This window comes from Longimicrobium sp. (assembly GCF_035474595.1).
Classification (GTDB): Bacteria; Gemmatimonadota; Gemmatimonadetes; order Longimicrobiales; family Longimicrobiaceae; genus Longimicrobium.
The window spans coordinates 47,071-73,443 of sequence record NZ_DATIND010000028.1 but is presented as its reverse complement, the minus strand read 5'-3'; the positions used below and the strand labels follow the sequence as shown (position 1 = coordinate 73,443).

Below are 26,373 nucleotides of genomic sequence, written 5' to 3'. Positions count from 1 at the left end.
CGTCCAACAGCCGACCTGTACATGCCCTCGCATTCCGAGTACATCACCCGCGTCCGCGAGCTCGACTGGAACGGCCTGCGCGCGCTCTGGATGCGCATCAAGGCCGGCCACACGCCGGGCTGGCCGCCAGGAAAGGCTTTCGAGCACCTGGTCCTGCGCGCCTTCGAGCTGGATGGCGCGGAGGTCCGCTGGCCGTACCTCGTCCGCCACGGCGGCGAGGTAGTCGAGGAAATCGACGGCGCGGTGTATGCCGCTGACCTCTCATGCCTGGTCGAGACGAAGGATACGGCCGGGCTGGTCGATGTCACCTTTCTCGCCAAGATGAGGAACCAGCTCGCGCGGAGGCCGGCCTGCACGCTGGGCCTGTTCTTCAGCCGGAGCGGCTTCACCGACGCAGCGATCACGCTCGTTTCGTATTTCGCGCCGCAGACAGTGCTGCTTTGGAGAGGCGAAGAGATGGATTATCTTCTGGGCAACGAGTTCATCGTCGCGGGACTTCTGGAGAAGTACCGCCGCGCTGTGGAGGACGGGCCTGTGTACTACAACCTGGAACTCGGGAGGACCCGGTGAGCGTGAACGTCGCCACCGCGGGCGCGCCGGCCAGCCGCCTCGTCACCCGCATACTCCGCTGCTCGCTGCATCTGGACGTACGGATCCGGGACAGTTGGAACCGCTCCGGTGCGATCGGCACTGCTTCGACGCTCCTGTCTCCCTCCTGCGAGCAGCCGGCTGCTGTCGTTCTGGACGCAGACACCCTTGAGGAGGGTCCCCTCCAGGAGCAGCGGAGCACGGTCGAGCACCTGCTCACGATGGCGTGGTCCGGAGTTCCGTTCCGCCTCGTCCTGGCCGTGCCGCAGGTGGAGGCGGTGCTGTTCCACGACCGCGCGGGGCTGGAGCGGGCGATGGGGCGCAGGATCGCGGACGAGGATGCGTTCGAGGCGCGGTTCCGCCCGAAGGCGGTGTTCCGGCGCCTCGTCGGCGAGGGCGCCGAGCACGATGCGCCCTTCGTGGAGGAAGACGCGGACGGCAACGTCAGCCTGAGGGACGAAATCGAGGAGCGCTCGCTCGCGGTGATCGACGCGCTGGACGAGGCGGCGCTGGCGCGGATGGCCACGCACCCCATCATCCGCGAGATCGCGGCCTTCGTCGCCGAGGTGGAGGCGTGGGACGGCTACGAGCAGCCGGTGCCGGTCCGCCGCGCGGGATAGGCATTTCCGGCCCGCCGAATCGATCGGGCGCGCCGCACATCGGAGTGTGGCGCGCCTTTCTGCATCTGCCCGACGCGGGGTTGTGTGCGGCATTTGCAAGGCATGCCGGCTTCGCGACCAGACGATCCCGATCCTCCCCCACGCGGAGACAGGATGCCGGCCAGGAACGAAGACCTGCACGGAATGGTTCCCGACACCTCGCCGGTGGCGCTGGTGCTGGTGGACGTCATCAACGACATGGAGTTTCCCGGCGGCGAGCGGCTGGCCGAGCACGCCCTCCCCGCCGCCGAGCGCATCGCGGAATTGAAGCGGCAGGCGCGCGAGGCCGGCGTGCCGGTGATCTACTGCAACGACAACTTCGGGCGCTGGCGCTCGGACTTCCACGAGGTGGTGGAGCACGTGCTGGAAGACGGCGTGCGCGGCGCCCCCGTCGCCCGGCTGCTGAAGCCCGACCACGACGACTACTTCGTCCTGAAGCCCAAGCACTCCGCCTTCTACGCCACCACGCTCGGCACGCTGCTGGATTACCTGGGCGCGCGGCGGCTGGTGTTCTGCGGCTTCAGCGGCGACATCTGCGTGCTCTTCACCGCCGGCGACGCGTACATGCGCGACTTCCGGCTGCACGTGCCGTCGGACTGCTCCGCGTCCATCGACCCCGAGGAGAACCGCCGGGCGCTGGCCTACATGCGCAAGAACCTGAAGGCCGACACCACGCCGTCGACCGGCCTCGACTTCCGCAAGCTCATGGAGGAGCCGGCCGACCAGAGCTGAGCGTCCTCTCCGGCATCGCTGGATCTCACGCGGAGACGCGGAGTCGCGGAGATGGCGAGGCTGCACCTCCGCGACTCCGCGTCTTCCGCGTGAGATGCCGTTGCCAGAAGCACCTCGCCCCCGGCGCCAGTGCGGCGCCGGGGGCGAGACGTTCGTGCGAACCCGGATCAGGTCACGGGGCCGGGTTGCCGCCGCGGCCGTACTCATTCAGGATCTGCTGGCGGTACTGCTCGTTCGCGAAGATGGCGACCTCCACGCGGCGGTTCTGCTGGCGCCCCGACTCGGTCTCGTTCGAGGCCACCGGCTCGCTCTCGCCGCGGCCGCTGGTGCGGATGCGCTGCGCGGGCACGCCCATGGAGACCAGGTAGCCGCGGGCCGCCTCGGCGCGCTGCTGCGACAGGTTCATGTTGTACGCATCGGAGCCCACGTTGTCGGTGTGGCCCACGATCAGCACCTCGGTGCCCGGGTAGCGCTGCAGGCTCTGCGCGAGCTGGCGCAGGTTCTCGCGCCCGGCGGGAAGGATGTCGACCGAGTTGAAGGGGTACAGGATCCCCGACGCGAAGGTCACCGCGATGCCCTCGCCCACGCGCTCCACGCTGGCGTTCTGCCCCAGGTCGCCCTGGAGGTCCTGCGCCTGCCGGTCCATCTGGTGGCCGATCACCGCGCCCGCCGCGCCGCCGATCACCGCGCCCAGGATGGCGCCGCGCGCCGTGCTCCCGGTGTTGTGCCCGATCACCGCGCCGATGGCGCCACCGGCGCCCGCGCCGACCGCGGCGCCCTTCTGGGTGTTGTTCAGGCTGGCGCATCCGGCCAGCGACACCGCGCAGGCCATGGCGGCCAGCTTCTTCGCATGCACGTTCATCATCCTCATCCTCCCGTAGAGGGGCGTTCCATCTCCGGAACTGGTGGGTTTGGCCTCCGGGTTTGCAAGCCCGGTGCCGTCCCGGAGCCCATGGCGCGCGCCGCCCCGCCCGTCACGCGCCACGCAAGTCCAATCCTAGCAAACACTTGCGATCTCGCGACAGATCGGCTTTATCGTGCCTGCCTGATACCCGTCATCCGCCGGATCATGCCTGTATCGCCGCCGCACAGGTGTCCACCCACGCGTGCACGCGTCTGCGCTCTGGTGGGACACCCGGCATCTCCATCTACCTCGCTTCGGCCGGCATCGCGGGATCTCACGCGGAGACGCGGAGTCGCGGAGAACTCATCACCGCTTCACCCTTGAGCCGCGGAGGTCAGCCTCCCGCCGGGGGACGCTCTCCATCTCCGTCGTTCAGGAACGCGTCGAGGACGGCGATCAGGTCGTGCGAGACCTCGGGCGCGGGGCGCGAGGCGTCCATGATCTCGACGCGCCCGCGCTGCCGGAAGTCACGCTGGATCAGCTCGAAGTAGCGCGAGCGCACGCGGCGCTGCTGCTCGGGGGTCTCGAAGATGTCCTTCTTCCAGCGCGCGCCGCGCATCCGCGCCTCGGCCTCGCCGGGGGGGACATCGAGGAAGATGGTGAGGTCGGGGACGATGGCCGGGCGGTTGATCTCCAGCAGCCACTCCAGGTCCGTCGTCTGCCCCTGGTACGCCAGCGTGGAAAGGAGATACCGGTCGCAGACCACGTGTCGCCCCGCCTCCAGGTTCGGAAGCACCTGCGCGGCCACGTGGTCCGCGCGGTCCGCCGCGAACAGGAGCGCCAGCGCGTCGGCGTCGAACGCCGCGGCGCCGGCCAGCGGCGGGTGCTCGGGGTCGTGCAGGTCGTAGTTCGCGCCGACCAGCCGCTTCTGCAGGGCGAGGCGGATCAGCATCCCCACGGGGCCGTCGCTGGGCTCGTGCGTGAAGAACGCCTTGCGCCCGGTGCGCACGAAGTGGTCGCGCAGCGCGTTCAGCTGCGTGGTCGTCCCCGCCCCGTCGATCCCCTCCAGGACGATGAACTTCCCGCGGCGGGCACTGCCGGCGTCCTGCGCGTGGGGCGTGTCGGCCATCAGCCGTGTGGGCGTGGTGTGGGTTGCGTCGGGTCCGGCGGCGAATCTACCGGTTGCGGACGCGCGCCGCCACGAGTGCGCCCGCGCGGGTACGCCTTCGGCATCTCCATCCCCGCCGTCTCCATCCTTGACCCCGCGCGTGCCGCGCCTTATCCCGAGCGGATGAAGAAGCGATCGCATCTCCCGGCCCTTCCTCCGCTCCCGGCGGTCCTCGGCGCCATCGTCAGCGTGCAGGGCGGCGCGGCGCTGGCGAAGGGGCTGTTTCCCGTGCTCGGCCCCGCGGGCACCGTGGGGCTGCGGATCGGGATCTCCGCGCTGATCCTGCTGGCGGCGTTCCGGCCGTCGCTGCGGCGGCTGACCGCGCGGGAGTGGCGCGCGCTGGTGCCGTACGGCGTGGTGCTGGGGGTGATGAACCTGGTGTTCTACCTCGCGCTCGACCGCATCCCGCTGGGGCTGGCGGTGACGGTGGAGTTCGTGGGCCCACTGGGCGTGGCGGTGTTCGGCTCGCGCCGGGCGGTCGACGTGGCGTGGGTGGTGCTCGCGGCGGCGGGGATCGCGCTGATCGCGCCGTGGACGGGCGGCGGCGTGGACCCGTTGGGCGTGCTGCTGGCCTTGGCGGCGGGGGCGTGCTGGGGCGCGTACATCCTGCTGGGCGGGCGCGTGTCGCGGATGATTCCCGGCGCCGCCGCGGTGGCCACGGGGATGATGATCGCGGCGATCACCGCGCTTCCGGTCTCCATCGCCGCCGGCGGGTTCGCGCACCTCACCGCCGGGCGGTTCGTGGCGGGCGTCGGCGTGGCGCTCCTCTCCAGCGCCATCCCCTACACGCTGGAGATGATCGCGCTGAAGGAGCTCCCCGCGCGCACCTTCGGCATCCTGATGAGCCTGGAGCCCGCAGTCGCCGCGCTGGCCGGCCTCGCCTTCCTGGGCGAGTTCCTGACGCGCCTGCAGTGGCTCGCCGTCGCCCTGGTCATCGCCGCGAGCGCGGGGTCGACGCTGACGTCGCGGCGCACGGAAGTGCCGACGGAAGCGGAGGAGGGATGGCAGGGCGGCTGACCCGCTGCCCGAACCTGATGGCCGAGGCTCCGACGGCACCGGCGACTGAAGTCGCAGCGTCGCAGCAACAACAACGGGAAGCCTCGCAAACTGCGCGAGGCTGTTCGGCTCGGATCAGGGATCGGCTCGCGCCCGCACTCCCGCACTCCCGCACTCCCGCACTCCCGCACTTCCGCACTTCCGCACTTCCGCACTTCCGCACTTCCGCACTTCCGCACTCCCGCACTTCCGCACTTCCGCACTTCCGCACTTCCGCACTTCCGCACTTCCGCACTTTCGCACTCCCGCACGTGGTCCGGTGCTTGCTCTTCCGCCCGGCGTTCGCAGCAGACCGGTACCACGAGCCACGAGCCCAACTTGAGCGTCACCGAAGACGAGGGGACGGACCTGCTTTCCATCCTCCGCTCCGAGTTCAGCCTGGACGAGTTCCGCCCCGGCCAGGAAGAGGTCATCCGCTCCGTGCTGGGCGGGCGCGACGCGCTGGTGGTGATGCCCACGGGCGCCGGCAAGTCGCTCATCTACCAGCTTCCCGCCCTCCTCCTCCCCGGCCTCACCCTGGTCGTGTCGCCCCTCATCGCCCTGATGAAGGACCAGACCGACAAGCTCGACGAGCTGGGCGTGGCGGCGTGGACCATCAACTCGTCGCTCAGCGCGGCGGAGAAGCGCGAGGCCGAGGCGGCGGTGTCGGGGACGGGAAAGATCCTGTACGTGACGCCCGAGCGCTTCCGCGACCGCGACTTCTTCGAGCTGCTGCTGGAGCGCGAGGTGAGCCTGTTCGTGGTGGACGAGGCGCACTGCGTGAGCCAGTGGGGGCACGACTTCCGCCCCGACTACATGATGCTGGGCGCCATCGCCGACCGGCTGGGGCGCCCGCCGGTGATGGCGCTGACCGCCACGGCCAGTCCCGAGGTGCGCGAGGACATCGGCCGGCAGCTCCGGATGCGCGACCCGCTGGTGCACGTGGCCGAGCTGGTGCGCCCCAACCTCTTCCTCGAGGTCGTTCCCACCGTGAACGACAGCGAGAAGGACGCGGCGCTGGACCGCTACCTCCGCAACTCGCAGGGCACGGGGATCGTGTACGTGGCCACGGTGAAGGAGGCCGAGCGGCTGCACGACGAGTTCGGGAAGCGCTATCCGCTCGCGCTGTATCACGGCAAGCTGGGCTCCGCCGAGCGGCACGAGGCGCAGGACCGCTTCATGGCGGGCGACGTGAAGGCGGTGATCGCCACCAACGCCTTCGGGCTGGGGATCGACAAGCCCGACATCCGCTTCGTCATCCACTATCACTTCCCCGGCTCGCTCGAGGCCTACTACCAGGAGGCCGGGCGCGCGGGGCGCGACGGGCTGCCGGCGCGCTGCACCATCTTCTACCGCGTGGAGGACAGCGCGGTGCAGGGCTACTTCCTGGGCGGCAAGTACCCCGACCTGCAGGAGGCCATCGCGGTGGCCCGCATCGTCAACAACATGCCTCTGGAGGAAAAGCGCGAGCTGGACCAGATCGCCGAGATGGCCGACGTGCCGCGGCGGAAGGCCCGCATCGTCCTGACCCTGCTGAAGCGGCACGCGATGGTGCGCGAGCACCGCGGCGGCCTGTGGGAGCGGATGGCGCCCGACGTGACCGCCGCCGACCTCAGCCGCGAGCTGACCGACTACGAGGAGCGCCGCCAGCGCGACCGCCGCAAGCTGGACGAGATGGTGCGCTACTGCCGCACCGCGCGCTGCCGCACCAAGATGATCCTGGAGTACTTCGGCGAGGAGCGCGCCGAGGACTTCGTCTGCGGCCACTGCGACAACGAGACCGCCGCCGGCGGCGCGAAGCACGAGGCGGAGCGCGGCGCCCGGCGCGAGGCGCTGGTGGACCGCGTGGTCACGCCCCCCGTCCCCGACGAGGCGCCCGCCGCCTTCGCCGCCGGCGACGAGGTGGTGCACGGCACCTTCGGCGAGGGGCTGGTGCTGGGGATCGACGGCGACCGCGCCGAGGTGGACTTCGCCGGCCACGGCACGCGGACCATCCGCACCGAGTTCCTGAAGCCGGTGGACTGACGGGAGATTTTTCTGGCGCGCCGCACGGGCTCTGGAGACGGCCGCGGGTTCATCGCCCGCGGCCGTCCTTCGTTGGGTGCGAAAGTGCGAGAGTGCGAAAGTGCGAGAGTGGGATTAGCTTGACGCCGTGCGGCCAATCGGCGCATCCGCTCGCCTCCCGGCCACTTTCGCACTCTCGCACCTTCGCACTTTCGCACCATGTTCCTCGGCCACACCGCCGCCGCGCTCGCGGGGAAGCGCGCCGCGCCCCGCACCTCGTTCGGCATCCTGCTGGGCGCGGCCATCTTCCTCGATCTGCTCTGGCCCGTCTTCCTGCTGCTGGGGTGGGAGCGGGTGCGCATCGATCCGGGGAACACCGCGTTCACGCCGCTGGACTTCGTCTCCTATCCCATCTCGCATTCGCTGGTGGCGGCGCTCGGCTGGTCGGTGCTCGCGGGCGGCGTGTACTACGCGGTCACGCGCTACGGCTTCGGCGCGTGGACGGTCGGCTGCCTGGTGCTGAGCCACTGGGTGCTGGACTGGCTCACGCACCGCCCCGATCTCCCGCTCTGGCCGGGCAGTGCGAAGGTGGGGCTGGGGATGTGGCACTCGCTCCCGCTGACCCTCGCGGTCGAGCTCCTGCTCTTCGCGGTCGGGCTGCTGATCTATCTCGGAACGACTCGGGCGCGCGACGGCGTGGGGCGATGGGTATTCTGGGCGCTGATGGCGTTCTACCTGATCGTCTACGCCGCCAACACCTTCGGCCCGCCGCCGCCGGACGTACGCACGGTGGCGTGGATGACGCTGGCGATGTGGCTCCTCCCGCTCTGGGGGTGGTGGGCCGACGCCCACCGCGAAGTCACCCCCCAGATCCCCCAGACCGCCTTCGGCGCCGTCCCCCGCCCCGCCGGTTGATGCCGATTATACGCACGCCCTCGGGAAAGACGTCATCCTGAGGCCGGCCACACTGTAACCTTTCTCCGCACAAGCCTTTGCAGGCCGAAGGATCCATAGCCGGCCCCGCACGTCAGCCTGCAATCCCGCCGGATTGCTGACCCGGCGAATGGAGATTCGAATCCCCCGGACGCCTCGCATCCGGGGGATTTCTCTACATCCGCATCCGGGCAATCCCGACCGCACCCGCCGCGGCGAGATGCATCTTGAGCATCAGGTAGATGTTCGCTTTCAGCCCACGGAGGTGGACCGTGTGGATGCGTGCCTTGCGGGTGTGGCTGGTGCTCGTCGTCGCGATGGTGGCGAACGGAGCGCTGCGCGCGATGGTGGAGCCACGCATCGGCGCCGCGGCGGCGCAGGTGGTGAGCGTGGCGATGGGGATCGGGCTGATCCTGCTGATCACGCGCCCGTTCATTGCCGCCGCCCAGAGTCTGTCGACCGTTCAGAGGACCGAGGTCGCCGGCGCGTGGGTGGCGCTTACGGTGCTGTTCGAGTTCGGGTTCGGGCACTACGCGATGGGCGCGAGCTGGACCGAGCTGTTCGCCAACTACGACCTGCTGCAAGGCCGCCTCTGGCCGCTCATTCTCGTCGCCCTCGCCGTCTCCCCGTTCCTCTGGCGCCCGCGGCGGCCGCTGCACTTCGCGCCGCACAGCGCCTGACGCGATCCTCGGCTTCGGCTGATCTCACGCGGAGACGCGGAGTCGCGGAGGGGGCAGCCAAGCACCTCCGCGCCTCCGCGTCTCCGCGTGAGATCCAGCGATGTCAGAAGAAGCGCAGGAGATTCAGAACACCGGGATCCCCAGCTCCCGCAGCGCGTCTCCGACAGTATGGACGGAGCCGGTGACGAGGATCGTGCCGTGCGGCGCCAGCGTCTCCGCGCGCTGCAGGGCGGCCGCGAAGTCGGGGATGACGCGGATGGGGATGGAAGACGAATCGCCGATGCGCGCCGCGGCTCCGGCCGGGTCCCAGCGGCGGGGTTCGGGGGACGACGGGGCGACGGTGAGCACCGCCGCGTCCGAGCGGGACAGGAGCGGCGGGAGCATCTCCATCCATCCCTTGTCGTTCAGGATGGCGGTGACGAGCACCACCGGCCGCGGCAGGCGGAGGCGGTCGAGCGCGGCGGCCAGACTCGCCACCCCGGCCTCGTTGTGCGCGACGTCGAACACCCACGTGGTGCCGCGGACGCGCTCCACCTGCAGGCGACCGGGCCAGCGCACCGACGCGAACCCCGCTTCGACCGCCTCCCACGACGGGCGGATGGCGCGCGGAAGCTGGCCCAGCAGCTCGGCGGCGACGGCGGCGTTGCGCGCCTGGTGCTCGCCCACGAGCCGCGTGTGCACCTCGCGCGAGCCCCACCGCGGCGACTCCAGCTCGAACACCGTCCCCTCCAGCGAGGGCACCACGTCGGCGACGGCATCCGCGTCGAGCTCGGTCAGCGGCGCGCCCACCTCCTCCGCGCGCCGCCGCAGCACGTCCAGCGCCCGCGGCTCCGTCTCCGCGACGACCGCGGGGATGCCGGGCTTGAAGATCCCCGCCTTCTCGAATGCGATCTCCTCCAGCGCCTCGCCCAGGTACTCGGTGTGGTCGCGGGTGATGTTGGTGACCGCGCAGGCCTCGGGGGTGATCACGTTGGTCGAGTCCAGCCGCCCGCCCAGCCCGACCTCGACGACGGCCATCTCCACCCCCGCTTCCGCGAAGCAGAGGAAGGCGATGGCGGTGGTCGCCTCGAAGAAGGTGGCGCCGGTGCGCTCGATGGCGGGACGCAGGCGCGCCTCGCAGGCCAGCAGCAGTTCGCGCTCCACCGGCCGCCCGCCGATGCGGATGCGCTCGTCGAACGACACCAGGTGCGGCGAGGTGTAGAGCCCCACCACGCGCGACGGATCGGCCGCGCGCAGCGCCGCGTCGCAGAGCGCGGAAACCGAGCCCTTGCCGTTGGTGCCGCCCACGTGGAGCGAACGAAAGCGCCGGTGCGGGTCCCCCACACCGGCGAGCAGCTCCTGCGTCCGTTCCAGCCCCCAGCGAATCCCGCCGGTCGGCCGCGCGAACAGCCATGCGCCCGGCTGGTCGTCCTTCATCACCCGTCAGTTCCGACAGTTCGAGATAGAATCAGTGCGCCGCGAAAGCATCCTGCCCGCCAGGCAGCCCCCTCCGCCCGCTCCGCGGGGGAGGGGGAGAACCCGGCGGCAACACCAATGCTGGTGCATGGCCCGAATGCCGGGGAGCAGTCCCGCAGGGACTTTGTGCTGTTGTTGCCCGCCAATTCATTGGCGGGAGATGGGAGATCAGGCCTCCGCCCCCGCGAACTCCTCGGGCGCCGGCTGGCCCAGCATGTGGCGCAGCACGCGGGCGATCTCCGCCTTCATCTTCCGGCGGTCGACGATCAGGTCCAGCATCCCGTGCTCCAGCAGGAACTCGGAGCGCTGGAAGCCCTCGGGAAGCTCCTGCTTGATCGTCTGCTCGATCACCCGCGGCCCCGCGAAGCCGATCAGCGCCTCGGGCTCGGCCACGTTCACGTCGCCCAGCATGGCGTAGCTCGCCGTCACCCCGCCCGTCGTGGGATCCGTCAGGATGGAGACGTACGGCAGCCCCGCTTCGTTCAGCCGCGCGAGGACGGCCGACGTCTTGGCCATCTGCATCAGAGAGAAGATCCCCTCCATCATCCGCGCGCCGCCGCTGGCCGAAACGATGAGGAGCGGAGTGCGCTTCTCCAGCGCGCGCATCCCGGCGCGGGCCAGCTTCTCGCCCACCACGGAGCCCATCGACCCGCCGATGAAGGAGAAGTCCATCACCCCGATGGAAACGGGGATCCCCTCGAGCGCCCCGGTGCCGGTGATCACCGCCTCGCCGTGCGGGTTCTTGCGCTCGGCCTGGGCCAGGCGCTCGCGGTAGGGCTTCAGGTCCACGAACTGGAGCGGGTCGCCCGAGCGCAGGTCGCGGTCGGTTTCGCGGAAGGTGCCGTCGTCGATCAGCAGCGCCACGTAGCCGCCCGCCGAGAGCCGGTGGTGGTGCCCGCAGTTGGGGCACACCTGCCAGTTCTCCTTCAGCTTCTCGCGGTACAGGATCTCGCCGCAGCTGGGGCACTTCTCCCAGACGTCGCCGGGCAGGTCGCGCTTGTCGGACGCCTGCAGCCGCGTCTTGGGCTTCTTGAACCAGGCCATATCGAAGAAAGTGCGGAAGTGCGTGAGTGCGAAAGTGCGCGGGGAACGGTGCAACGACATGCGCCAGTGCGCCGGACTCCGGAGAATCCAACGCACTCACGCACTTCCGCACTCCCGCACTTCGGTTTATCTGGCCCGGCCGGTCTCCGCCGCCACGCGCTGGATGACCGCCATCGCCAGCAGGTTCACCAGCAGGAACGAGCCCCCGTAGCTGATGAAGGGGAGCGGGATGCCGGTGACCGGCATGATCCCCACCGTCATCCCCACGTTGATCAGCACGTGCGCGAACCAGCTCCCGAAGATGCCGATGGGCACCAGCGACGCGAACGGGTCGTTGCTGCGCTCGGCGATCTTCACCAGGCGCCAGAAGATGAAGCCGAAGCAGCCCAGCACCGCCAGCACCCCGATGAAGCCCAACTCCTCGCCGATCACCGAGAAGATGAAGTCGGTGTGCTGCTCGGGGAGGAAGGCCAGCCGCTTCTGCGGGCCGTGCAGCCACCCGCGCCCCAGCCACCCGCCGCTGCCGATGGCCACGCGGCTCTGGATCAGGTTGTACCCGGCGCCCCGCGGATCGATCATGGGGTCCAGGAACACCATGAAGCGGTTCTTCTGGTACGGCTGCAGCTTGTTCCACAGCGGCAGCGCCGCGGCGCCCGCCATGGCGTTGGCCAGCCAGATGGTGGCCTTCTCGGAGATGAACGCGTCGCGCCTGAGCAGCAGCACCAGCATCAGGACGATGTAGACGCCCCATACCTGCCAGCTGATGGACAGGAACAGGCTGAGGATGGGCGAGACCAGGAAGAAGATGGTGGACAGCGGCGTGCCCGCCCAGAACAGGCACCACACCAGGATCGAGGCGAACACCAGCGCCGACCCCAGGTCCGGCTGCAGCATCACCAGCCCCATGGGCAGCATCACCACCACGATGGGCTTCCACAGCCCCCACAGCGTCTTGGGCGGCTCGCGCCACTCGCCCAGCACCCGCGCCAGCATCAGCGCCGTGGCGATCTTGGCCACCTCGCTGGGCTGCAGGTGCAGCGGCCCCACCGTCAGCCAGCTCTTGGTGCTGGCCGCCGTGCCCTCGCCGCCGCCGAAGAAGAGGGTGGCCACCAGCATCAGCAGCGCCACGGCGTACGCCGGCTGCGCCGCCCACTCCAGCCAGCCGATGGGCACGCGCAGGATGAAGGGCACGATCATCAGCGCCAGCATGAACCAGATCAGCTGCTGGCGCCACGCCCCGGTCACCGTCTTGTCGGGTACGTCGAGCACCCCGGCGCTGTAGATCATGGCGATGCCGAACATCGCCAGCCCCACCACCAGGCCGAAGAGGATGGGGTCTCCCAGCACGAACGAGCGGTAGCGCCTCACGCGGTCACCTCGGCAGCGGCAGGTGCATGCGCCGCAGCATCATCAACCCTCATGCCAGCGACCGGTAGAGCGTGGACGCGCCCAGCCCCACGGCGGCCGCGTACACCGAGGCCAGCAGCGCGGGGATCAGCAGCGCCATCACCGAGCCGCCCACGCCGCCCACCGCCAGCATCACGTACAGCAGGAGCTCGTACAGCAGCGTTCCGGCGAAGAAGAACGCCACCATGTTCAGCGGGTCGTCGCCCGCCAGCCACTCGCGCGAGCGCGAGCCCAGGTAGCCCAGGATGGCCAGCGCCAGCGAGGCCACCCCGAACACGAACGGGTTGGCCGAGCCCTCCAGCAGCCCCAGCAGGAAGCCCAGCCCCGCCGCCGTTCCCGGGCGCAGCCGGCGCGACGCCAGGAGCAGCGCCACCACCAGCAGGTCGGGAGCCAGCACGCCCAGGCCCAGCCCCACCCGCAGGATGAAGTGCAGCGCGACCAGCACCACGATGAACACCGCGAACTTCCACCGCGTCCCCTCCGTCATCCCTCGCTCCTGTTCACCGTCGGGGGGTGGGCGGCGGCGGCCGGAACCCCGGCGGCACGCGCGGCTCGCCCGGGAACACCGGCTTCCCCGGCAGCTCGGGCGTGGGGTCGCGCCGCGCCGGCCGCGGCCTGGGGCGCGGGCGCGGCGTGGCGGGCTGCTGCGTGCGGATGGTGGGCGCCATGGGCGTGGCCGCGTCGGGGGCCACCGCGCGGGCGCTGGTGTCGGCCACCTCGGTGGTGGTCAGCCGCACCCCCCACGCCGCCGCCAGGTTCTGGTCGCTGGCCGCCGTGGTCGGGCTTCCCAGCACCAGCACGTGCGACATCTGCGACGGGTTCACCAGCGGGCGGATGAAGTAGGTGCGCTGCCACCCGCCCGGCTGCTTCCCCTCGCCGATCACCTTGCCCACCGGGATGCCGCGGGGGAAGAGCGCGCCGTCGCCGCTGGTCACCACGATCGACCCCGTGTCGGGCACGGTGTGGAAGGCCACCGGCGTGAGCGCCAGCACCCGCTCGCCCTGCGGGTCGTTGGCCGGCGTGGCGATCCCGTACGTCTCGCCGTCCACCGTCATCACCGCCACCGCGAACTTGTCGTGCGTCCAGTCGATCGCGACGGACGATGCCTCGCCCAGCTTCCACACCTTCCCCACCAGCCCGTTGGCGGTCACCAGCGGCGCGTCGGGCTTCACCGAGTCGCGGCTGCCCACCGAGAGGCGCAGCGTCCCCGCCGACCCCGGGCCGGACAGGCGGTCGGCCTCGGCGCTGGTGAACGAGTAGGTCAGCCGCGGGCGGAAGGCCAGCAGGGAGCGCAGCTCGCGGTTCTCGGCCGCCAGGTTGCTCTGCCCCACCAGCACGCCGGCCAGCGAGTCGCGCTCGGCGCGGATGCGCGCGGCGTCGGCGTAGCGCCCCTCGCGGTCGCTGGAGCCGTGCTGCATGGCCATCACCGGGTACAGCACGGTGGTGCGCACGGCGTGGCCCACGGCGTCGCGGTACGCGGCCGGGATCACCAGCAGCAGCGCGCCCAGCGCCGCGAAGCCCGCGGCCGAGGCCAGGTCGCGCTTGCGCGCCCGCTCGCCGCTGCCGCGCAGGTAGGGTCTGAAGGTGCTCATCGGCCGCCCCTCACGAGGCCAGGACTCCTCTGAACTTGGCGATGTCGTCCAGGATCCGCCCGGCCCCGCGGACCACGCAGGTGAGCGGCTCCTCGTCCACGTGGATCGGCAGGTTGGTCTCCCGCGCGATCAGCACGTCCAGCCCGCGGATCAGCGCGCCGCCGCCGGTCATCACGATCCCCCGGTCCACGATGTCGCTGGCCAGCTCCGGCGGGGTGATCTCCAGCGCGCGGCGCACCGCCTCGACGATGGCCTGGATGGGCTCCTGGATGCACTCGCGGATCTCCTGCGAGTGCACCCGCACCGTCTTGGGGATGCCCGACACCAGGTCGCGCCCCTTCACGTCCATCTCCCGCTCCTCGCCGGTGCTGAAGGCGCTGCCGATCTGGATCTTGACCGCCTCGGCCGTGGCCTCGCCGATCATCAGGTTGTAGTTCTTGCGCAGGAAGGTGACGATGGCGATGTCGATCTCGTCGCCGCCAACGCGGATGCTGGTGTCGCACACGATGCCGGACAGCGCGATCACGGCGATCTCGGTGGTCCCGCCGCCGATGTCGATCACCATGTTCCCGGTCGGCGTCTCTACCGGCAGCCCCACGCCGATGGCCGCCGCCATGGGCTCGGCCACCATGTACACTTCCTTGGCCCCGGCGGCGGCCGCGCTCTGCCGCACCGCGCGCCGCTCCAGCTCGGTGATGCCCGAGGGCACCCCCACCACCACGGTGGGCTTCAGCTTCAGGAAGCGCTTGGAGGTCACGCTCTGCAGGAAGTAGCGGAGCATGATCTCCGTCACGTCCACGTCTGCGATCACGCCGTCCTTCAGCGGCCGCACGGCCAGGATCCCCTCGGGGGTGCGTCCCAGCATCCGCTTGGCTTCCAGCCCGATCCCCTTGGGCTTGCCGCTCGCCTTGTCCAGCGCCACCACCGACGGCTCGTTCAGGACGATCCCCTCGCCCTTCACGTAGATCAGGGTGTTCGCGGTTCCCAGGTCAACGGCGATGTCGTTGACCGGGAGAAAGCTCCCCTTCTTGAACCAGCCCAATGCCATGTGCGGACCGAGACTTTCCGCCGGAGCGCGGAACTGGCGCGCCGGACACGTTCGGGTAGTGAGCCCCAAGTGTACGAAGGACTTGCGGAACCCGAAAAAGCTACGCCCGCCCCCCGGTGCACGCAACCCGAGCGCCGCGGTTTCGCCGCGTCGCGAGCCCGGCCCGATGCACGGGCCATGCCGGGAGGAAGTGCGTGAGTGCGTGAGTGCGTGAGTGCGTGAGTGCGTGAGTGCGTGAGTGCGTGAGTGCGTGAGTGCGTCAGTCACGGTAATGGGTCGGGATCTCGGGCCGGAAGCTGTCCCGCGCCGAAGCCCACGCACTTTCGCCCTCTCGCACTTTCGCACTGCCGTTCTGGAAGTGGTGCCGGATTGTCGTTGTACCGATCTTCTACGGCCATCAGGAGAACAGATTGGGCGTCTTGCGTCACCAGCGGTTTTCCACCACTGTTCATCCTCCCGATCATCACCAGCGCTGTGCCGCCACCCTTTCCGGAGGTCAGGATGGGCAAGCTCAAGCTCGACGTGGATTCCCTGGCCGTCGTCTCGTGGACCACCGCGCCCCAGGCGCGCGAGAGCGAGCGCGACACCCGGACCTGGGGGTGTTCGCTGATCAGCTGCGTGGCGGCCTGCGCCCTGGGCGGGCAGCGCTGAAGCACGACCGCACGCCCGGCGTGGAGATCACCTCCCGCCGGGCGTGCGCACGTCCGGGATCGGCGCAGACCGGCCCCGGCATCTCCATCCCACCAGACCGGAGGCACGGATGAAGAAGGTGAAGCTCGATCTCGACATGCTGGACGTGGAGTCGTTCCCCACCGCGGCGGGTGGAAGCGACCTGGGCACGGTGGAGGCGTACGACGCGCCGACGCCGCCGTACAAGACCTGCAGCTGCACCACGGGCGCGTCGTACCTCGAGGCGTTCTGCCCACCGCCGCAGCTGGTGGACTGAGCCCGCAGTGCGGGGGCGGCGCGCCGCCGTCCCCGCGTCTCGCCCTGATCCGGAGGCATGGATGAAGAAGGTGAAGCTCGAGCTCGACACGCTGTCCGTGGAGTCGTTCGCGATCGCCGCCCCCGAGCGGGAGGAGGGCACCGTGCAGGCGTACGACGCGCCCACGCCTCCCTACGCGTCCTGCGGCTGCACCACCGGTGCGTCGTACCTGGAGGCGTTCTGCCCGCCGGCCTCGACTGCCACCACCTGCGTCGAGCAGGCGAGCTGAGCGATCCGCCCGGCGCGGAGACGAGGCGATTCTGAATTTCGGGGCAGCCCCGTTCATCGAAACGGTGCGGGCGGCGGAGCGAACCACTCGCTCCGCCGCCCGCTCGCTTGTCCCATGCGGCGGAAATCCGCATCCCGCCTCGATTTCACCTCCATCCTCCGCCGCCCGGCGCGGACGGCCTCACCGGCATCCACCGTGCGTTCCTGCGGGCGTTCCTTTCAGCCCGGAACGGTCGTGCGGCGGCGAGTCCCTTCGTCGAGCACCCGGGCCCATGCCTTCCAATCCGGAGAAGGCGATGAAGAAGCTCGCGCTGGAGATGGAGCACCTCGCCGTCGAATCCTTTTCCACGCTGCCGCGCCAGGTGGCGGGCTACGGGACGGTGCGGGGGCAGGAGGCCGGGCCCACGATCCCGAGCTGCCCCTCGCTCAACCTCTGCCCGACCGAGGCGTGCCCAACGGGCGACTGCCCCACGAGCGCCACCACCCTCTGCCGCTGCTGAACGGAGGCCGCGAGATGAAGAAGCTGAAGCTGGACCTGGACGCGCTGTCCGTCGACTCCTTCACCGCCTTCGGCGTGGCCGCGGGCGCGGGCACCGTCGCCGGGCGCGAGCTGCAGCCCACGCTGAAGACCGTCTGCGGCAGCACCTGGCTGGAGTCGAACCCCACCTGCTGCCCCTGCACTCCCCGCTACCCGGAGCCCTGAACATGCCGAAGCTGAAGCTCGATCTGGACCGCCTGGCCGTGGATTCCTTCCCCACCTCGCCCGAGGTGACGCACGGGATCGGCACGGTGCACGCGCGCGAGGAGCAGCAGACGCTGAAGGTCGTCTGCACCATCGGCACGCTGGCCACCAACCCGACCTGCTGCCCCTGCACGCCCTGACGGTGCCGCATCGCATCGAACGAAAGGGCCGGCACCCGCGCGGGTGCCGGCCCTTTCGCATCCTCCGGATCGACCCGCCGTCAGTGACCCGTCGAGCCGAATCCCGCCGTCCCCCGCCCGCTGTCGCTGAGGTCGTCGGCTTCCACGATCTCCGGCACCTCGAAGCGCGCGAACACCAGCTGGGCGATGCGCATCCCGCGCGGCACCGGCACCGGCTCCGCGCCCGAGTTCCACACGATCACCCGCAGCTCGCCGCGGTAATCCGGGTCGATGGTCGCGGGCGAGTTGGGAAGCATGATGCCGTGCTTCAGCGCCAGCCCGGAGCGCGGCCGCACCTGGCACTCCACGTCGTGCGGCAGCTCCATCTCCAGCCCCGTGTGCACCAGCCGCCGCTCCCCCGGCTGCAGCACGAAGTCCGGCTCGCAGCTGGCCACGTCGAAGCCGGCCGAGCCGGGCGTGGCTCGCGCGGGGAGCGGAAGGTCGGGATTGCTCGGCAGGCGGCGAAAGCGGACGAACATCAGGGGACAGGGGACAGGGGACAGGGGACAGGGGACAGGGGACAGCAGGAAGGTCCGGGCTGGCCGATGCCGCGGCAACGGTCGGGCTTGCGTGCAACCCATGGAAACGGAGCGGGGACAGGCCAGCGCGAATGCCGCGGCTGTTCCTGTCCCCTGTCTCCTGTAACCTGTCCCCCGCGGTTCAGCTCGTCCGCAGGACCTCGTCGACCTGCGAGATGGGCAGCCCGAAGGCCTCGGCAACGGCCGGGTACACCACCTTGCCGCCGACGATGTTCAGCCCCAGCAGCAGCGAGTGGTCCTGCCGGCACGCCTGCTCCCAGCCCAGCCTGGCCAGGCGCGCGGCGTACGGGAACGTCGCGTTGGTCAGCGCCAGCGTGGAGGTGCGCGGCACGCCCCCCGGCATGTTGGCCACGCCGTAGTGGATCACGCCGTCGATCTCGTAGATCGGGTTCTCGTGCGTGGTCGGGCGGATCGTTTCCACGCAGCCGCCCTGGTCCACCGCCACGTCCACGATCACCGAGCCCTTCTTCATCAGCTTCAGGTCCTCGCGCTTCACCAGCTTGGGCGCCTTGGCGCCGGGGAGGAGCACGGCACCGACGACGAGATCGGCGTGCTCCAGCCGCTCCAGCAGGTTGTGCCGGTTGCTGTAGATCATCTCCACGTTCGCCGGCATCACGTCGCTCAGGTAGCGCAGCCGCTCCAGCGACAGGTCCAGGATGGTGACGCGCGCGCCGAAGCCCGCCGCCATCTTGGCCGCGTTGATCCCCACCACCCCGCCGCCGATGATCAGCACGTTGGCGGGCGCCACGCCGGGAACCCCGCCCAGCAGCATCCCCCGGCCGCCGTAGTACTTTTCCAGGTACTTGGCGCCGGCCTGGATGGCCATGCGCCCCGCCACCTCGCTCATGGGCGTCAGCAGCGGCAGCTCGTTGCTGGGCAGCTGCACCGTCTCGTAGGCGATGGCCACGCACTTGGTGTCGATGATGGCGCGCGTCAGCGTCTCGTCGGCGGCGAAGTGGAAGTAGGTGAAGAGCACCTGGTTCTCGCGGATCCGCGGGTACTCCACCGGGATCGGCTCCTTCACCTTCATGATCATCTCGGCGCGCGCCCAGACGTCTTCCACGTCCAGCATCTGCGCGCCGGCGGCCACGTACTGCTCGTCCTCGAAGCCGCTTCCCACCCCGCCGCCGCGCTCCACCAGCACGGTGTGGCCGGCCTGCACCAGCGCCTCGGCGCCCGCCGGGACAAGGGCGATGCGGTTCTCGTTCGTCTTGATTTCCTTCGGGACCCCGATGATCATCGTCGGTCTTCGTTCAGGCTGTTGATTGAGGGCCCGCGGGACAACGAGCGGGCGGGCGCACAATATACACGCCCGCCCGCGTTTGGCGAGGGAGGGGTGAACCGGGCTCACCCGTGGCGCACGATCCCGGCCGGCGGCGGCTCGATGGTGAAGGGCCGCTGCGCCTCGAAGTCGTCGTTGCGCACCCCCGCCCGCTCCAGCCCCGGCTCCTGCGTGAGACGCCGCCGCCTCACGCCCTGGTAGATGCGGGCCTGCAGGTCGCCGTACGTCCCGGTGAAACCGCCTCCATCCCACGCCTCCAGCAGCGCCCCGGTGAACGCGCCGTAGCGTGGGCCGTCCGCCGCCGTCTGGCTGTCAAGCGCGGCGGAAAGAAGGAGCACGCTCGCGCCGACCTCCGCCACCGTCCCGTCCGCGAAGCGCCGGCCCACGCCGGGTGGACGGCAGCGGGCCTCGGGCATTTCCCGACGCTGGCCGCCGCGGAGCACGGGCGCGCGGTCGCGCGCGGCCGCCCCGTCCTTCCGTTCGCCCGTCCGGATCACCGTTCCGCTGTGGCAGCTGTCGGAGAGGACGACGATGCGCGCACCACGCGGAAACTCGCCCCAGAGGCGGAACAGGTCGTCGTCCACCAGCTCCCCGTCGAACAGGCACCACGTCTCGTCGTAGCCGTCGCCCTCGTCGCCGTCCTGGTCGGCCACGCGGCTCCCGTGGCCGGAGAAGGTGAGCAGGAAGAGCCCGTCGCTCCCGACCAGACCCGCCGCGTCGCGGATCTTCTCTTTCGCCTGCGGTTCCGTCGCCGCCTCGCCGGTGAGGGTCCACCGTGTGTCGAACCGCTGCTCGCGGGCGAGCGCCTCCATCGCGTGCGCGTCGTTCTCGCACGCGCGCAGCGGGCGGAGTTCGCGGAAGAGCTTCGGGTCGGGGTGGTTCACGCCGATGTGCAGGGAGATGCCTCGAGCGGCCATGGTCCGGATTCCGGTTCGGGAGTTGGCGAATACCGTGCGGCACCGGTTGGACGGCCGTGGGCGCGGAAATTCGCAAACCCGTTGGCTTGATGCCACTTCGACGTGGTGATACGTTACGCGAACTGTCCCGGACAGATCCCCGCGCGCAGAAGTTCACCGCGCTCCCCGCTCCGGCGTGCCCACGACGATGCCCGAACGGCAGGACGACTACTCAGAGCTCCTCGTGAGCCACCTCGCCTGGATCGACCGGGTCACGGCCGCCATCGCCCGGCGGCAGGGGCTGAGCTCCGACGAGGCCGACGAGTTCGCGTCGTGGGTGAAGCTCAAGCTCATCGAGGACGACTACGCCACGCTGCGGAAGTTCCGGGGCGAAAGCCTGATCACCACCTATCTCACGGTCGTCATCAACCGGCTGTATCAGGACTACCGCGTGTCGCAGCTGGGGCGCTGGCGCCCGTCTGCGGCCGCGCGCCGCAAAGGCCCGGTGGCAATCAGCCTGGAACGGCTGGTGCGCCGCGACCGGCTCACACCGTTGCAGGCGGCCGAAACGCTGCGAGCGCGCGGCGAGCCGGACCTCTCCGACCGCGATGCCCTGAAGTTGCTGGGCGAGCTTCCGTCGGCGGAACGGGGCCGTCCCAGGGCCGTGGGCGATGCCCCGCTCGCGACGGCGACTTCGTCCGAGCGGGCCGACGGCACGCTGCTGGAGGCGGAAGCACAACACGAGCGCGACGCGGTCTGGGCGCTGCTCGCCACCGCGATGGAAGGGCTTCCCGAGGAGGACCGGGAGATCGTGAAGATGCGGTACTGGGCAGGCTCCACGGTTGCGGACATCGCGCGAGCGCTGCGCATCGAGCAGAAGCCGCTGTACCGCCGTCTCGACCGGATCCACGCGCACCTGAGACGTTCGCTCGAAGCCTCAGGAATCTCGAAGGACCGGCTTCCCGGGCTCATCGATGACGACGAATGAAAACCGTCCCGGGTGCGACAATCGTCGGACGTGCCCGTCCAACCTCGTAAAGCCCCACGACCGGAGGGATGGATGGAACCCCTGACGAACGATGAGAGGATCGCGGCCCTCCTCGATGGAAAACTCGGCGAGGAGGAGCGTGCCGCGCTGCTGGCGGAGCTGGGACTTTCGCGGGACGATCTCGAGCTCCTCCTGGACTCCGCCGGGATCACCGCCGAGCTGGAGGAGGAGGACCGCGCCGCCGGTGTGATCCCCATCACCACGCCGCGACCGGCCGAGGCCGAGCCGCGGAAGTTCCACCGGCCGCCGGTGTGGCGCCGCCCGGCCGTGCTTTCCGCGGCCGCGGTGGCCGTGCTGGCGATCGGCGGCGGGCTGCTGCTCACGCGCGGGTCGGAAGAGTTTTCACCCGTCGCGGCGCTCTCGCACCCGGAGCGCGGTGTGCCTGTGGGCCTGGTGGCGGCGGGATCGCTCACCCGTGGCGACGAAACCGCGCTCGGGCCCGGGGCGACGTCGGTCCGCTTCGGCGTGTTCGCGGCGGACCTGGAGCTTTCCGCGCGCGCCGGAGATCGCACGCGAATCTCCGCATTCGCCGATAGCGTGGCGGGCGTGCTCGAGGGACCGGACGGCGCCCCCAGTGAGGCAGAGACGTTTCGAACGCTGGCGCGACGACAGGATACGGCGTCGCTCGCGCTGGTGCAGCAGCGCATCGCGCGTGCGGAGGATCTACTTCAGCGGGACAGGGTGGTACTGGGCCGGTGGATCGAGACCGCACGCGTCGCGGCGAAAGAGCAGGACGCGGCATTCTTCTCCAACCGCCGGATGCGGAAGTACCTGGAGGGAGATGCGGGTGACGGGTTGAACGGGCCGGCTCACGATGCGATCGGCCGTGCCCGGGGGGCGCTCCGCGACAAGCGCACCCCGGACTGGCCCGCGCTTCAGAAGGCCCTCGACGATCTCCTGAGCGAGGTGGGGTGAGCGCTCAGGGCTTGAACCCCTCGGCGCTCACGCACGAGTAGGTCACGGAACTCTTCGGCCCGTCGTCGTACTTCCCGGGATTGGTGATGGGAAGGCAGGCATCCGGCTCGTACTCCGGAAGATCGACCGTGCCAGCCTGCAGCAGCTTGCCGTAGCTGGAGAAGTGCTGGGCGCCGCCGCGCGCGGCGGGCGGAGGCGGGATGATGTAGTCCGGCGGCAGCTCGGTATGCGGTGCGTGCCACACCTCGACCTCCACCACGCCGTCGACGGGGTGAAGCGTCGGCACGCTCCCGGCGAACGCGCCGCTCAGCCCCTGCAGCGACAGTGAGAGCGAGTCGCCCGGCACGTCCGTGATGCTCCACTCGATGATGTGGCTCAGGCGCTGGAGCTGCCCCTGCCAAGTCCAGCAGTCGCCCTTCGCGTAGTCGCTCAGGCTGCCGTTGCGCAGCAGCACGCGCGCGGACACGAGGTCGGTGTTCGTGCCGTCGAGTACGTCCGCGCGTACCTCCCCCACCTTCGCGAGCCCCGCCGGGAGCGTGTTGTCGAGCGCGTTCCCCGCCTGCGGAAACTCCAGCGCCTTGTTCAGCATCGAGCAGTGCACCAGCGCGTCATCCAGCCCCGTCTGCTGCGGGCGGAGGTACGCGCTGTCGAAGATCAGCCGCGGCGAGTGCTGCTCCACGCAGCCGCAGCCGTCGCCTTCTTCCGCGCCGCCCGTGGCGGGCATCAGCACGTGCAGCGCCTGCGTTCCGTCGCGTACGAACAGGCACATGCCGTGGAACGACACTCTCAGGGTGAACGACATTGATTCCTCCGCAGTCATGGGGATGATCCGCGATCCGCCGAACTGCCTCCGTCTGGCGTCGCAGTACTTCGACGGACCGGGACTCTGCTTTTCCGTTTCCTCTAGTGGACGCTGAAAGGGGCGATCCGTGCCGGGATCGCCCCTTTTTCGTTTTGAGCCTGCGGGAGGTCAGCGCCCCGCGTACTCGAATCCGCCCCACGACGCCGGCGAGTTCTTCCGCGCGTCGTTGGATCTCAGCATCTCGATCTGCGCCTGGCGCAGTGCCGATGAAGCATCGCGGTTCGTGCGGTACTTCGCATAGAACTCCTGCATCAGCAGGCTGGTCCGATCGTCGTTCACCTGCCACAGACTCCCGATCACTCCACGCGCCCCCGCGCTGAGGAATGCCCCTCCGAGGCCGGTGAACCCGGCCGCTCCGCCCCTCGCGTCGTTCAGCGTGGAGCAGGCGGAGAGCACGACGAGGTCAAGGCCGTCGAGCTTCATCCCGGCGATCTGCGCAGCGGTGAGCCGGCCGGCATCCGGCTCCCCCCGGCCCGACGCGAGCACGAGGAACGAGCTGCCCGGCTCGTCCTCGTTGGAGATGGCGTGCCCCGCGAAGTGCAGCACCGACGCGCGCGGCAGCAGGGCGGAGAGGGCGCTCGCGCTGGCATTGGCCGCCGCCAGCGAGACGAGCGGGCGCCCGGCTGCCCAGCCGCGGACGGCCGCCGATTCCTGCCGCGCACCGGGAAGCAGGCGCAGCCGGGGATACAGCTGCCGGTCGAACGCGGGATCCAGCACGACCACCACGGTGTCGCCGGATGATGAGTCGGGAGCGGCTTCGCCCGCCTGCGCTATCGTTGCGGCGAGGCGGACCGCATGACGTTGGATGAAGTACTCGCCCGTCTGCCGGTCCCTCAACGCCAGGAAAGGCGCTCCGGCCACCGCGCCGTCCGGGATGATGACGAGGGAGGTGTCGGGCGCGGCCAGCCTCGCCTCGATGGGACGGATCAGCCAGTCGTACAGAATCTCCAGATCCGGGCCGGCAGCGTTGTCATCCCGGTGCTGCAGCGCGTCGCGCGCGTGCTTGGCGCGCTGGGCCAGGTCGCGCCCGCGGACCGGTGTCTTCGCGACCTGAAGGCCGCCGCTGGTCAGCGTCCAGGCGAGCAGCGTGTCCCCGATCACTGCGTAACGCACGGCGACCTGTCCGGCAGGCATGCTCGAAGGGAGCGCGCTCGTGCCGTTCGGGCCCAGCGACGCCAGCCCGGTCTCCAGCAGCTTCAGGGCTTCCCCGGGCTTCTGCTTCGCCACGAGGCGGAGGACAACGCTGTTGAGTGTGGATCGCACCCGCTGGCTGAGCTCGCGGTTCATCCGCCAGCCAGTGGGCCCCCCCCGGGCGTCGGTGATCCTCTTCAAAACGTACTCTGTGTCGGCCCGTGCGGAATCGGCTTCACCGAGTGCCGCCCAGGCATCCGCACGAGCAAGCAGGACGTGGATCAGGCGGAGTGGAACGCCGGTGCTCGGCCGGTCGAGATACGCCAGCGCCTTGGTCAGCTTCGAAACGGCGCCGTCAGGATCGTGCTGCAGGCCGATCGCTCCATCCGTGGCTCCGAGTACGGCCGTGAAATACTCACGAGCCCGGCCGTCGAGGCGCTGGACGCGGGGCGCGGCGGCCGCGAGCTCCGCCAACGCCGCTGCGGTATCTCCCTCCTGCGCGAGGGCCTCCGAGTAGAAATCGTGGGCTTCGGCCATCAGCAGGTCCACGCCCGAACGTTGCGCTGCTGCGACATTTTCGGCGCTGACACGAAGCGCCGTCTTCGTGTAGCCGTCCTCCGACAGCCAAGTCGCCAGCAACGGCCAGATGCGGCTGAAGGCCCGAGAATCTCCGTACTCCCCCAACATCGCCACGGCCCGGTTGGCGTCGTTGTACGCGCCCAGCCTGTCGCCCGTCATGTGTTCCGCATCGGCACAGCCCCCCTGCGCGCCCGCGAGATTCTCGATTTCGCGGCTGCGCTGGAACATCGAAACCGCGGCCCGGTTCGGGCTCAACCCCTTTTTCGCGGAGTCCCTCCTTACGTAGAACATGCCAAGGGTCCAGTTCGCCTTCCCGGCAAGCGCCGGGTAGCGCAGGGTATCGATGCTCGCGAGCACCTCACTCAGAACGCGGTCGGCCGGCTCTCGACCACTCGCGACGGGTGCGAGATGAACGGCCGCCCACGCGCGCAACGGAAGCGACACAGCACCCGAATCGCGTGCGATCGCGAACAGGCGCTCGGCGTCTTCGTTCCGCAGGGAGTTGGATGCTTTCCGCGCCTCTCCAAAGGACTGGTGCCCGCGTGCCAGCCGGCGGATCACCGCCGGAGGCCCGGAGCGGATCGCACGCACCGCATCCGCGGTCGATGCGTCCAGGCCCTGCTCCTCCAACTCGCGCCCCACGATCTCGGCTCGGTGCAGCGATCCTTCCGCCGACCTGCCCTCCTGGGCCAGAACGGCGCGGCCCCACTCGCGGAGCAGCGTGTCCCAGGCGAACTCTCGCGCTTCCTGAGGCGACGTCCTGGCCAGGGCCTTCAGCGCCGAGTCGCTTGCCTGCGGATTTGGCGGCGGCGGGGGCGTCCAGCGCAGTGCGGCAACGTGCCGGCGTGCCTCTTCTGCCCACTCGCTTTCCGAGTCGACCGCCAGGTACGCCTTCCAAGCCTCGGCAGCCTCCGTCTCGAACCGGAGCTGCTCGAGTGCGAAAGCGCGATTGAACAGCGCTTCTTCGAGCGTGGAGTCCTGTTCGACGGCCTTCTCGCTCGCTTCGGCGGCCGCGAGCAGGTCGAGGTAGGACTGCTTCCACCCGGCACGCACCAGCAGCATGGCAGACAGGTCCGAGAGCACGTCCGCGGACGCTTCGTCCGCGCTGGCCAGTTCCAGAAGACGCTCGATGGCACGCGAGACGCTGGCCACGCCGGTGTCGGCCCACATCAGGTCCAGCATCGCGTCAGCGTGGATTCCTTCCGGGTCACCGGACTCTGCTTCGGTCCTTGCCCGGACCTGCAGCTCGTGCAGCCGCTCATCCGCGTCGATCCTGACACGCTCGGCGCAGTCGGATACAGGGATCTCCTGTTTCGCGTTTGGAGCGCAGGCGCGGAACCTCTTTGCGATCGAGATCCGCGGGCCGTAGGGTCGGGGCAATCCGCGAGCGGCGATCTGCCGCACCAGCGGCGTCGAGCCGCGGTCGCACGAAACCACCACCACGGCCGCGACTGCGGCGACGGCGACCGCGCCGACGGGCACCAACGCGCGTGCGCGGGTGATCCGCGCAAAAATCCGAGACGAAACGCGAGCGATCAGGTTGTTCATGGAACGGCCGGTTGGCGGGGGGGGAGGCTGCGAGGTGCCAGAGCGGTGGGTGGACTTGCCCCGTCTTCGGGGCCGCGAGTGTCCCGAAAGGCTCTAAACTGATTGAACCCCTTGGGAAACACAAGCTCCTCGTCCACCTTTGTTCACTCCGATAACGACGCTTCATCCACTGCGCAGAAAAGGACGAAGCCCCTCTCCCGCCGAGGCGGGAGAGGGGCTTCGTCGTCGAGCCTCGTACCAGCCGAGCCGA

Annotated in this window: 28 protein-coding genes; 15 read left to right on the top strand and 13 right to left on the bottom strand. The window is 70.0% G+C overall.

From position 1 onward, the window contains the following. The first annotated feature begins 21 nt into the window (after positions 1 to 21). The 3 genes from VLK66_RS05265 (at position 22) to VLK66_RS05255 (ending at position 1,979) form a co-directional block, all read left to right on the top strand. Positions 22 to 570 (top strand): restriction endonuclease, encoded by a 549-nt coding sequence (locus tag VLK66_RS05265; protein WP_325308331.1) that lies wholly within the window; start codon positions 22 to 24, stop codon positions 568 to 570. A 239-nt stretch (positions 571 to 809) separates the two neighbouring features. Then, the gene (locus VLK66_RS05260; protein ID WP_325308330.1) at positions 810 to 1,208 is read left to right on the top strand and encodes a hypothetical protein; all 399 of its coding nucleotides are present in this window, start codon (positions 810 to 812) and stop codon (positions 1,206 to 1,208) included. 153 nt (positions 1,209 to 1,361) lie between these two features. Then, positions 1,362 to 1,979: an isochorismatase family cysteine hydrolase gene (locus tag VLK66_RS05255; protein ID WP_325308329.1), complete on the top strand. Its 618-nt coding sequence runs from the start codon at positions 1,362 to 1,364 to the stop codon at positions 1,977 to 1,979. A 172-nt stretch (positions 1,980 to 2,151) separates the two neighbouring features. Here VLK66_RS05255 and VLK66_RS05250 read toward each other — a convergent pair whose 3' ends face one another. Beyond that, positions 2,152 to 2,844, bottom strand: a complete 693-nt coding sequence (locus VLK66_RS05250; RefSeq protein ID WP_325308328.1) for an OmpA family protein — start codon at positions 2,842 to 2,844, stop codon at positions 2,152 to 2,154. 373 nt (positions 2,845 to 3,217) lie between these two features. Continuing rightward, entirely contained in the window at positions 3,218 to 3,952 is a 735-nt protein-coding gene (gene tmk / locus VLK66_RS05245) for a dTMP kinase (protein WP_325308327.1), read from the bottom strand. A 162-nt stretch (positions 3,953 to 4,114) separates the two neighbouring features. Here tmk and VLK66_RS05240 point away from each other — a divergent pair, with 162 nt between their 5' ends. The 4 genes from VLK66_RS05240 (at position 4,115) to VLK66_RS05225 (ending at position 8,643) form a co-directional block, all read left to right on the top strand. Then, positions 4,115 to 5,008: a DMT family transporter gene (locus tag VLK66_RS05240; protein ID WP_325308326.1), complete on the top strand. Its 894-nt coding sequence runs from the start codon at positions 4,115 to 4,117 to the stop codon at positions 5,006 to 5,008. Between the two features lie 357 nt (positions 5,009 to 5,365). Then, complete coding sequence (locus tag VLK66_RS05235) at positions 5,366 to 7,051, top strand: ATP-dependent DNA helicase RecQ (RefSeq protein ID WP_325308325.1); 1,686 nt, start codon at positions 5,366 to 5,368, stop codon at positions 7,049 to 7,051. A 198-nt stretch (positions 7,052 to 7,249) separates the two neighbouring features. Next, positions 7,250 to 7,945 carry a metal-dependent hydrolase gene (locus tag VLK66_RS05230; RefSeq protein WP_325308324.1) on the top strand — a complete coding sequence of 232 codons (696 nt, stop codon included), beginning with the start codon at positions 7,250 to 7,252 and terminating at the stop codon, positions 7,943 to 7,945. A gap of 296 nt (positions 7,946 to 8,241) precedes the next feature. Beyond that, complete coding sequence (locus VLK66_RS05225) at positions 8,242 to 8,643, top strand: hypothetical protein (protein ID WP_325308323.1); 402 nt, start codon at positions 8,242 to 8,244, stop codon at positions 8,641 to 8,643. 123 nt (positions 8,644 to 8,766) lie between these two features. Here VLK66_RS05225 and VLK66_RS05220 read toward each other — a convergent pair whose 3' ends face one another. The 6 genes from VLK66_RS05220 to VLK66_RS05195 all read right to left on the bottom strand — a co-directional run bounded on the left by VLK66_RS05220 (position 8,767) and on the right by VLK66_RS05195 (position 15,189). Further along, the gene (locus tag VLK66_RS05220) at positions 8,767 to 10,059 is read right to left on the bottom strand and encodes a folylpolyglutamate synthase/dihydrofolate synthase family protein (RefSeq protein ID WP_325308322.1); all 1,293 of its coding nucleotides are present in this window, start codon (positions 10,057 to 10,059) and stop codon (positions 8,767 to 8,769) included. Positions 10,060 to 10,266: 207 nt separating this feature from the next. Further along, positions 10,267 to 11,142, bottom strand: a complete 876-nt coding sequence (gene accD, locus VLK66_RS05215; protein WP_325308321.1) for an acetyl-CoA carboxylase, carboxyltransferase subunit beta — start codon at positions 11,140 to 11,142, stop codon at positions 10,267 to 10,269. Positions 11,143 to 11,268: 126 nt separating this feature from the next. Further along, positions 11,269 to 12,510 (bottom strand): rod shape-determining protein RodA, encoded by a 1,242-nt coding sequence (rodA, locus tag VLK66_RS05210; protein ID WP_325308320.1) that lies wholly within the window; start codon positions 12,508 to 12,510, stop codon positions 11,269 to 11,271. Between the two features lie 49 nt (positions 12,511 to 12,559). Continuing rightward, the gene (gene mreD, locus VLK66_RS05205) at positions 12,560 to 13,036 is read right to left on the bottom strand and encodes a rod shape-determining protein MreD (protein ID WP_325308319.1); all 477 of its coding nucleotides are present in this window, start codon (positions 13,034 to 13,036) and stop codon (positions 12,560 to 12,562) included. Between the two features lie 13 nt (positions 13,037 to 13,049). After that, positions 13,050 to 14,141, bottom strand: a complete 1,092-nt coding sequence (gene mreC, locus VLK66_RS05200; RefSeq protein WP_325308318.1) for a rod shape-determining protein MreC — start codon at positions 14,139 to 14,141, stop codon at positions 13,050 to 13,052. Between the two features lie 10 nt (positions 14,142 to 14,151). Further along, on the bottom strand, positions 14,152 to 15,189 hold the full coding sequence (locus VLK66_RS05195; protein ID WP_325308317.1) for a rod shape-determining protein: 1,038 nt from the start codon (positions 15,187 to 15,189) through the stop codon (positions 14,152 to 14,154). Positions 15,190 to 15,690: 501 nt separating this feature from the next. Here VLK66_RS05195 and VLK66_RS05190 point away from each other — a divergent pair. From VLK66_RS05190 to VLK66_RS05165, 6 genes are all read left to right on the top strand, one after another. After that, the gene (locus tag VLK66_RS05190) at positions 15,691 to 15,840 is read left to right on the top strand and encodes a hypothetical protein (RefSeq protein WP_325308316.1); all 150 of its coding nucleotides are present in this window, start codon (positions 15,691 to 15,693) and stop codon (positions 15,838 to 15,840) included. A 109-nt stretch (positions 15,841 to 15,949) separates the two neighbouring features. Next, the gene (locus tag VLK66_RS05185; protein WP_325308315.1) at positions 15,950 to 16,135 is read left to right on the top strand and encodes a hypothetical protein; all 186 of its coding nucleotides are present in this window, start codon (positions 15,950 to 15,952) and stop codon (positions 16,133 to 16,135) included. A 61-nt stretch (positions 16,136 to 16,196) separates the two neighbouring features. Then, the gene (locus VLK66_RS05180) at positions 16,197 to 16,403 is read left to right on the top strand and encodes a hypothetical protein (RefSeq protein WP_325308314.1); all 207 of its coding nucleotides are present in this window, start codon (positions 16,197 to 16,199) and stop codon (positions 16,401 to 16,403) included. 295 nt (positions 16,404 to 16,698) lie between these two features. Then, positions 16,699 to 16,902 (top strand): hypothetical protein, encoded by a 204-nt coding sequence (locus VLK66_RS05175; protein ID WP_325308313.1) that lies wholly within the window; start codon positions 16,699 to 16,701, stop codon positions 16,900 to 16,902. Between the two features lie 14 nt (positions 16,903 to 16,916). Further along, a complete protein-coding gene (locus VLK66_RS05170) occupies positions 16,917 to 17,105 on the top strand; it encodes a hypothetical protein (RefSeq protein ID WP_325308312.1) in 189 nt (62 codons plus the stop codon). 2 nt (positions 17,106 to 17,107) lie between these two features. Next, on the top strand, positions 17,108 to 17,284 hold the full coding sequence (locus tag VLK66_RS05165; protein ID WP_325308311.1) for a hypothetical protein: 177 nt from the start codon (positions 17,108 to 17,110) through the stop codon (positions 17,282 to 17,284). 80 nt (positions 17,285 to 17,364) lie between these two features. On the opposite strand, the gene dut is transcribed toward VLK66_RS05165, so the two are convergent. The 3 genes from dut to VLK66_RS05150 all read right to left on the bottom strand — a co-directional run bounded on the left by dut (position 17,365) and on the right by VLK66_RS05150 (position 20,061). Further along, positions 17,365 to 17,802, bottom strand: a complete 438-nt coding sequence (gene dut / locus VLK66_RS05160) for a dUTP diphosphatase (RefSeq protein WP_325308310.1) — start codon at positions 17,800 to 17,802, stop codon at positions 17,365 to 17,367. A gap of 181 nt (positions 17,803 to 17,983) precedes the next feature. After that, positions 17,984 to 19,102, bottom strand: coding sequence for an alanine dehydrogenase (ald, locus tag VLK66_RS05155; RefSeq protein ID WP_325308309.1), 1,119 nt, complete (start codon positions 19,100 to 19,102; stop codon positions 17,984 to 17,986). 107 nt (positions 19,103 to 19,209) lie between these two features. Further along, positions 19,210 to 20,061, bottom strand: coding sequence for a caspase family protein (locus VLK66_RS05150; RefSeq protein ID WP_325308308.1), 852 nt, complete (start codon positions 20,059 to 20,061; stop codon positions 19,210 to 19,212). A 187-nt stretch (positions 20,062 to 20,248) separates the two neighbouring features. Here VLK66_RS05150 and VLK66_RS05145 point away from each other — a divergent pair, with 187 nt between their 5' ends. Beyond that, positions 20,249 to 21,028, top strand: a complete 780-nt coding sequence (locus VLK66_RS05145) for an RNA polymerase sigma factor (protein ID WP_325308307.1) — start codon at positions 20,249 to 20,251, stop codon at positions 21,026 to 21,028. A gap of 72 nt (positions 21,029 to 21,100) precedes the next feature. Continuing rightward, positions 21,101 to 22,003, top strand: a complete 903-nt coding sequence (locus tag VLK66_RS05140) for a hypothetical protein (RefSeq protein WP_325308306.1) — start codon at positions 21,101 to 21,103, stop codon at positions 22,001 to 22,003. A 4-nt stretch (positions 22,004 to 22,007) separates the two neighbouring features. Here VLK66_RS05140 and VLK66_RS05135 read toward each other — a convergent pair whose 3' ends face one another. Both VLK66_RS05135 and VLK66_RS05130 read right to left on the bottom strand, forming a co-directional pair. Then, positions 22,008 to 22,805, bottom strand: coding sequence for a hypothetical protein (locus tag VLK66_RS05135; protein WP_325308305.1), 798 nt, complete (start codon positions 22,803 to 22,805; stop codon positions 22,008 to 22,010). A gap of 168 nt (positions 22,806 to 22,973) precedes the next feature. Continuing rightward, positions 22,974 to 26,123, bottom strand: a complete 3,150-nt coding sequence (locus VLK66_RS05130; protein ID WP_325308304.1) for a CHAT domain-containing protein — start codon at positions 26,121 to 26,123, stop codon at positions 22,974 to 22,976. Between the last annotated feature and the right edge of the window lie 250 nt (positions 26,124 to 26,373).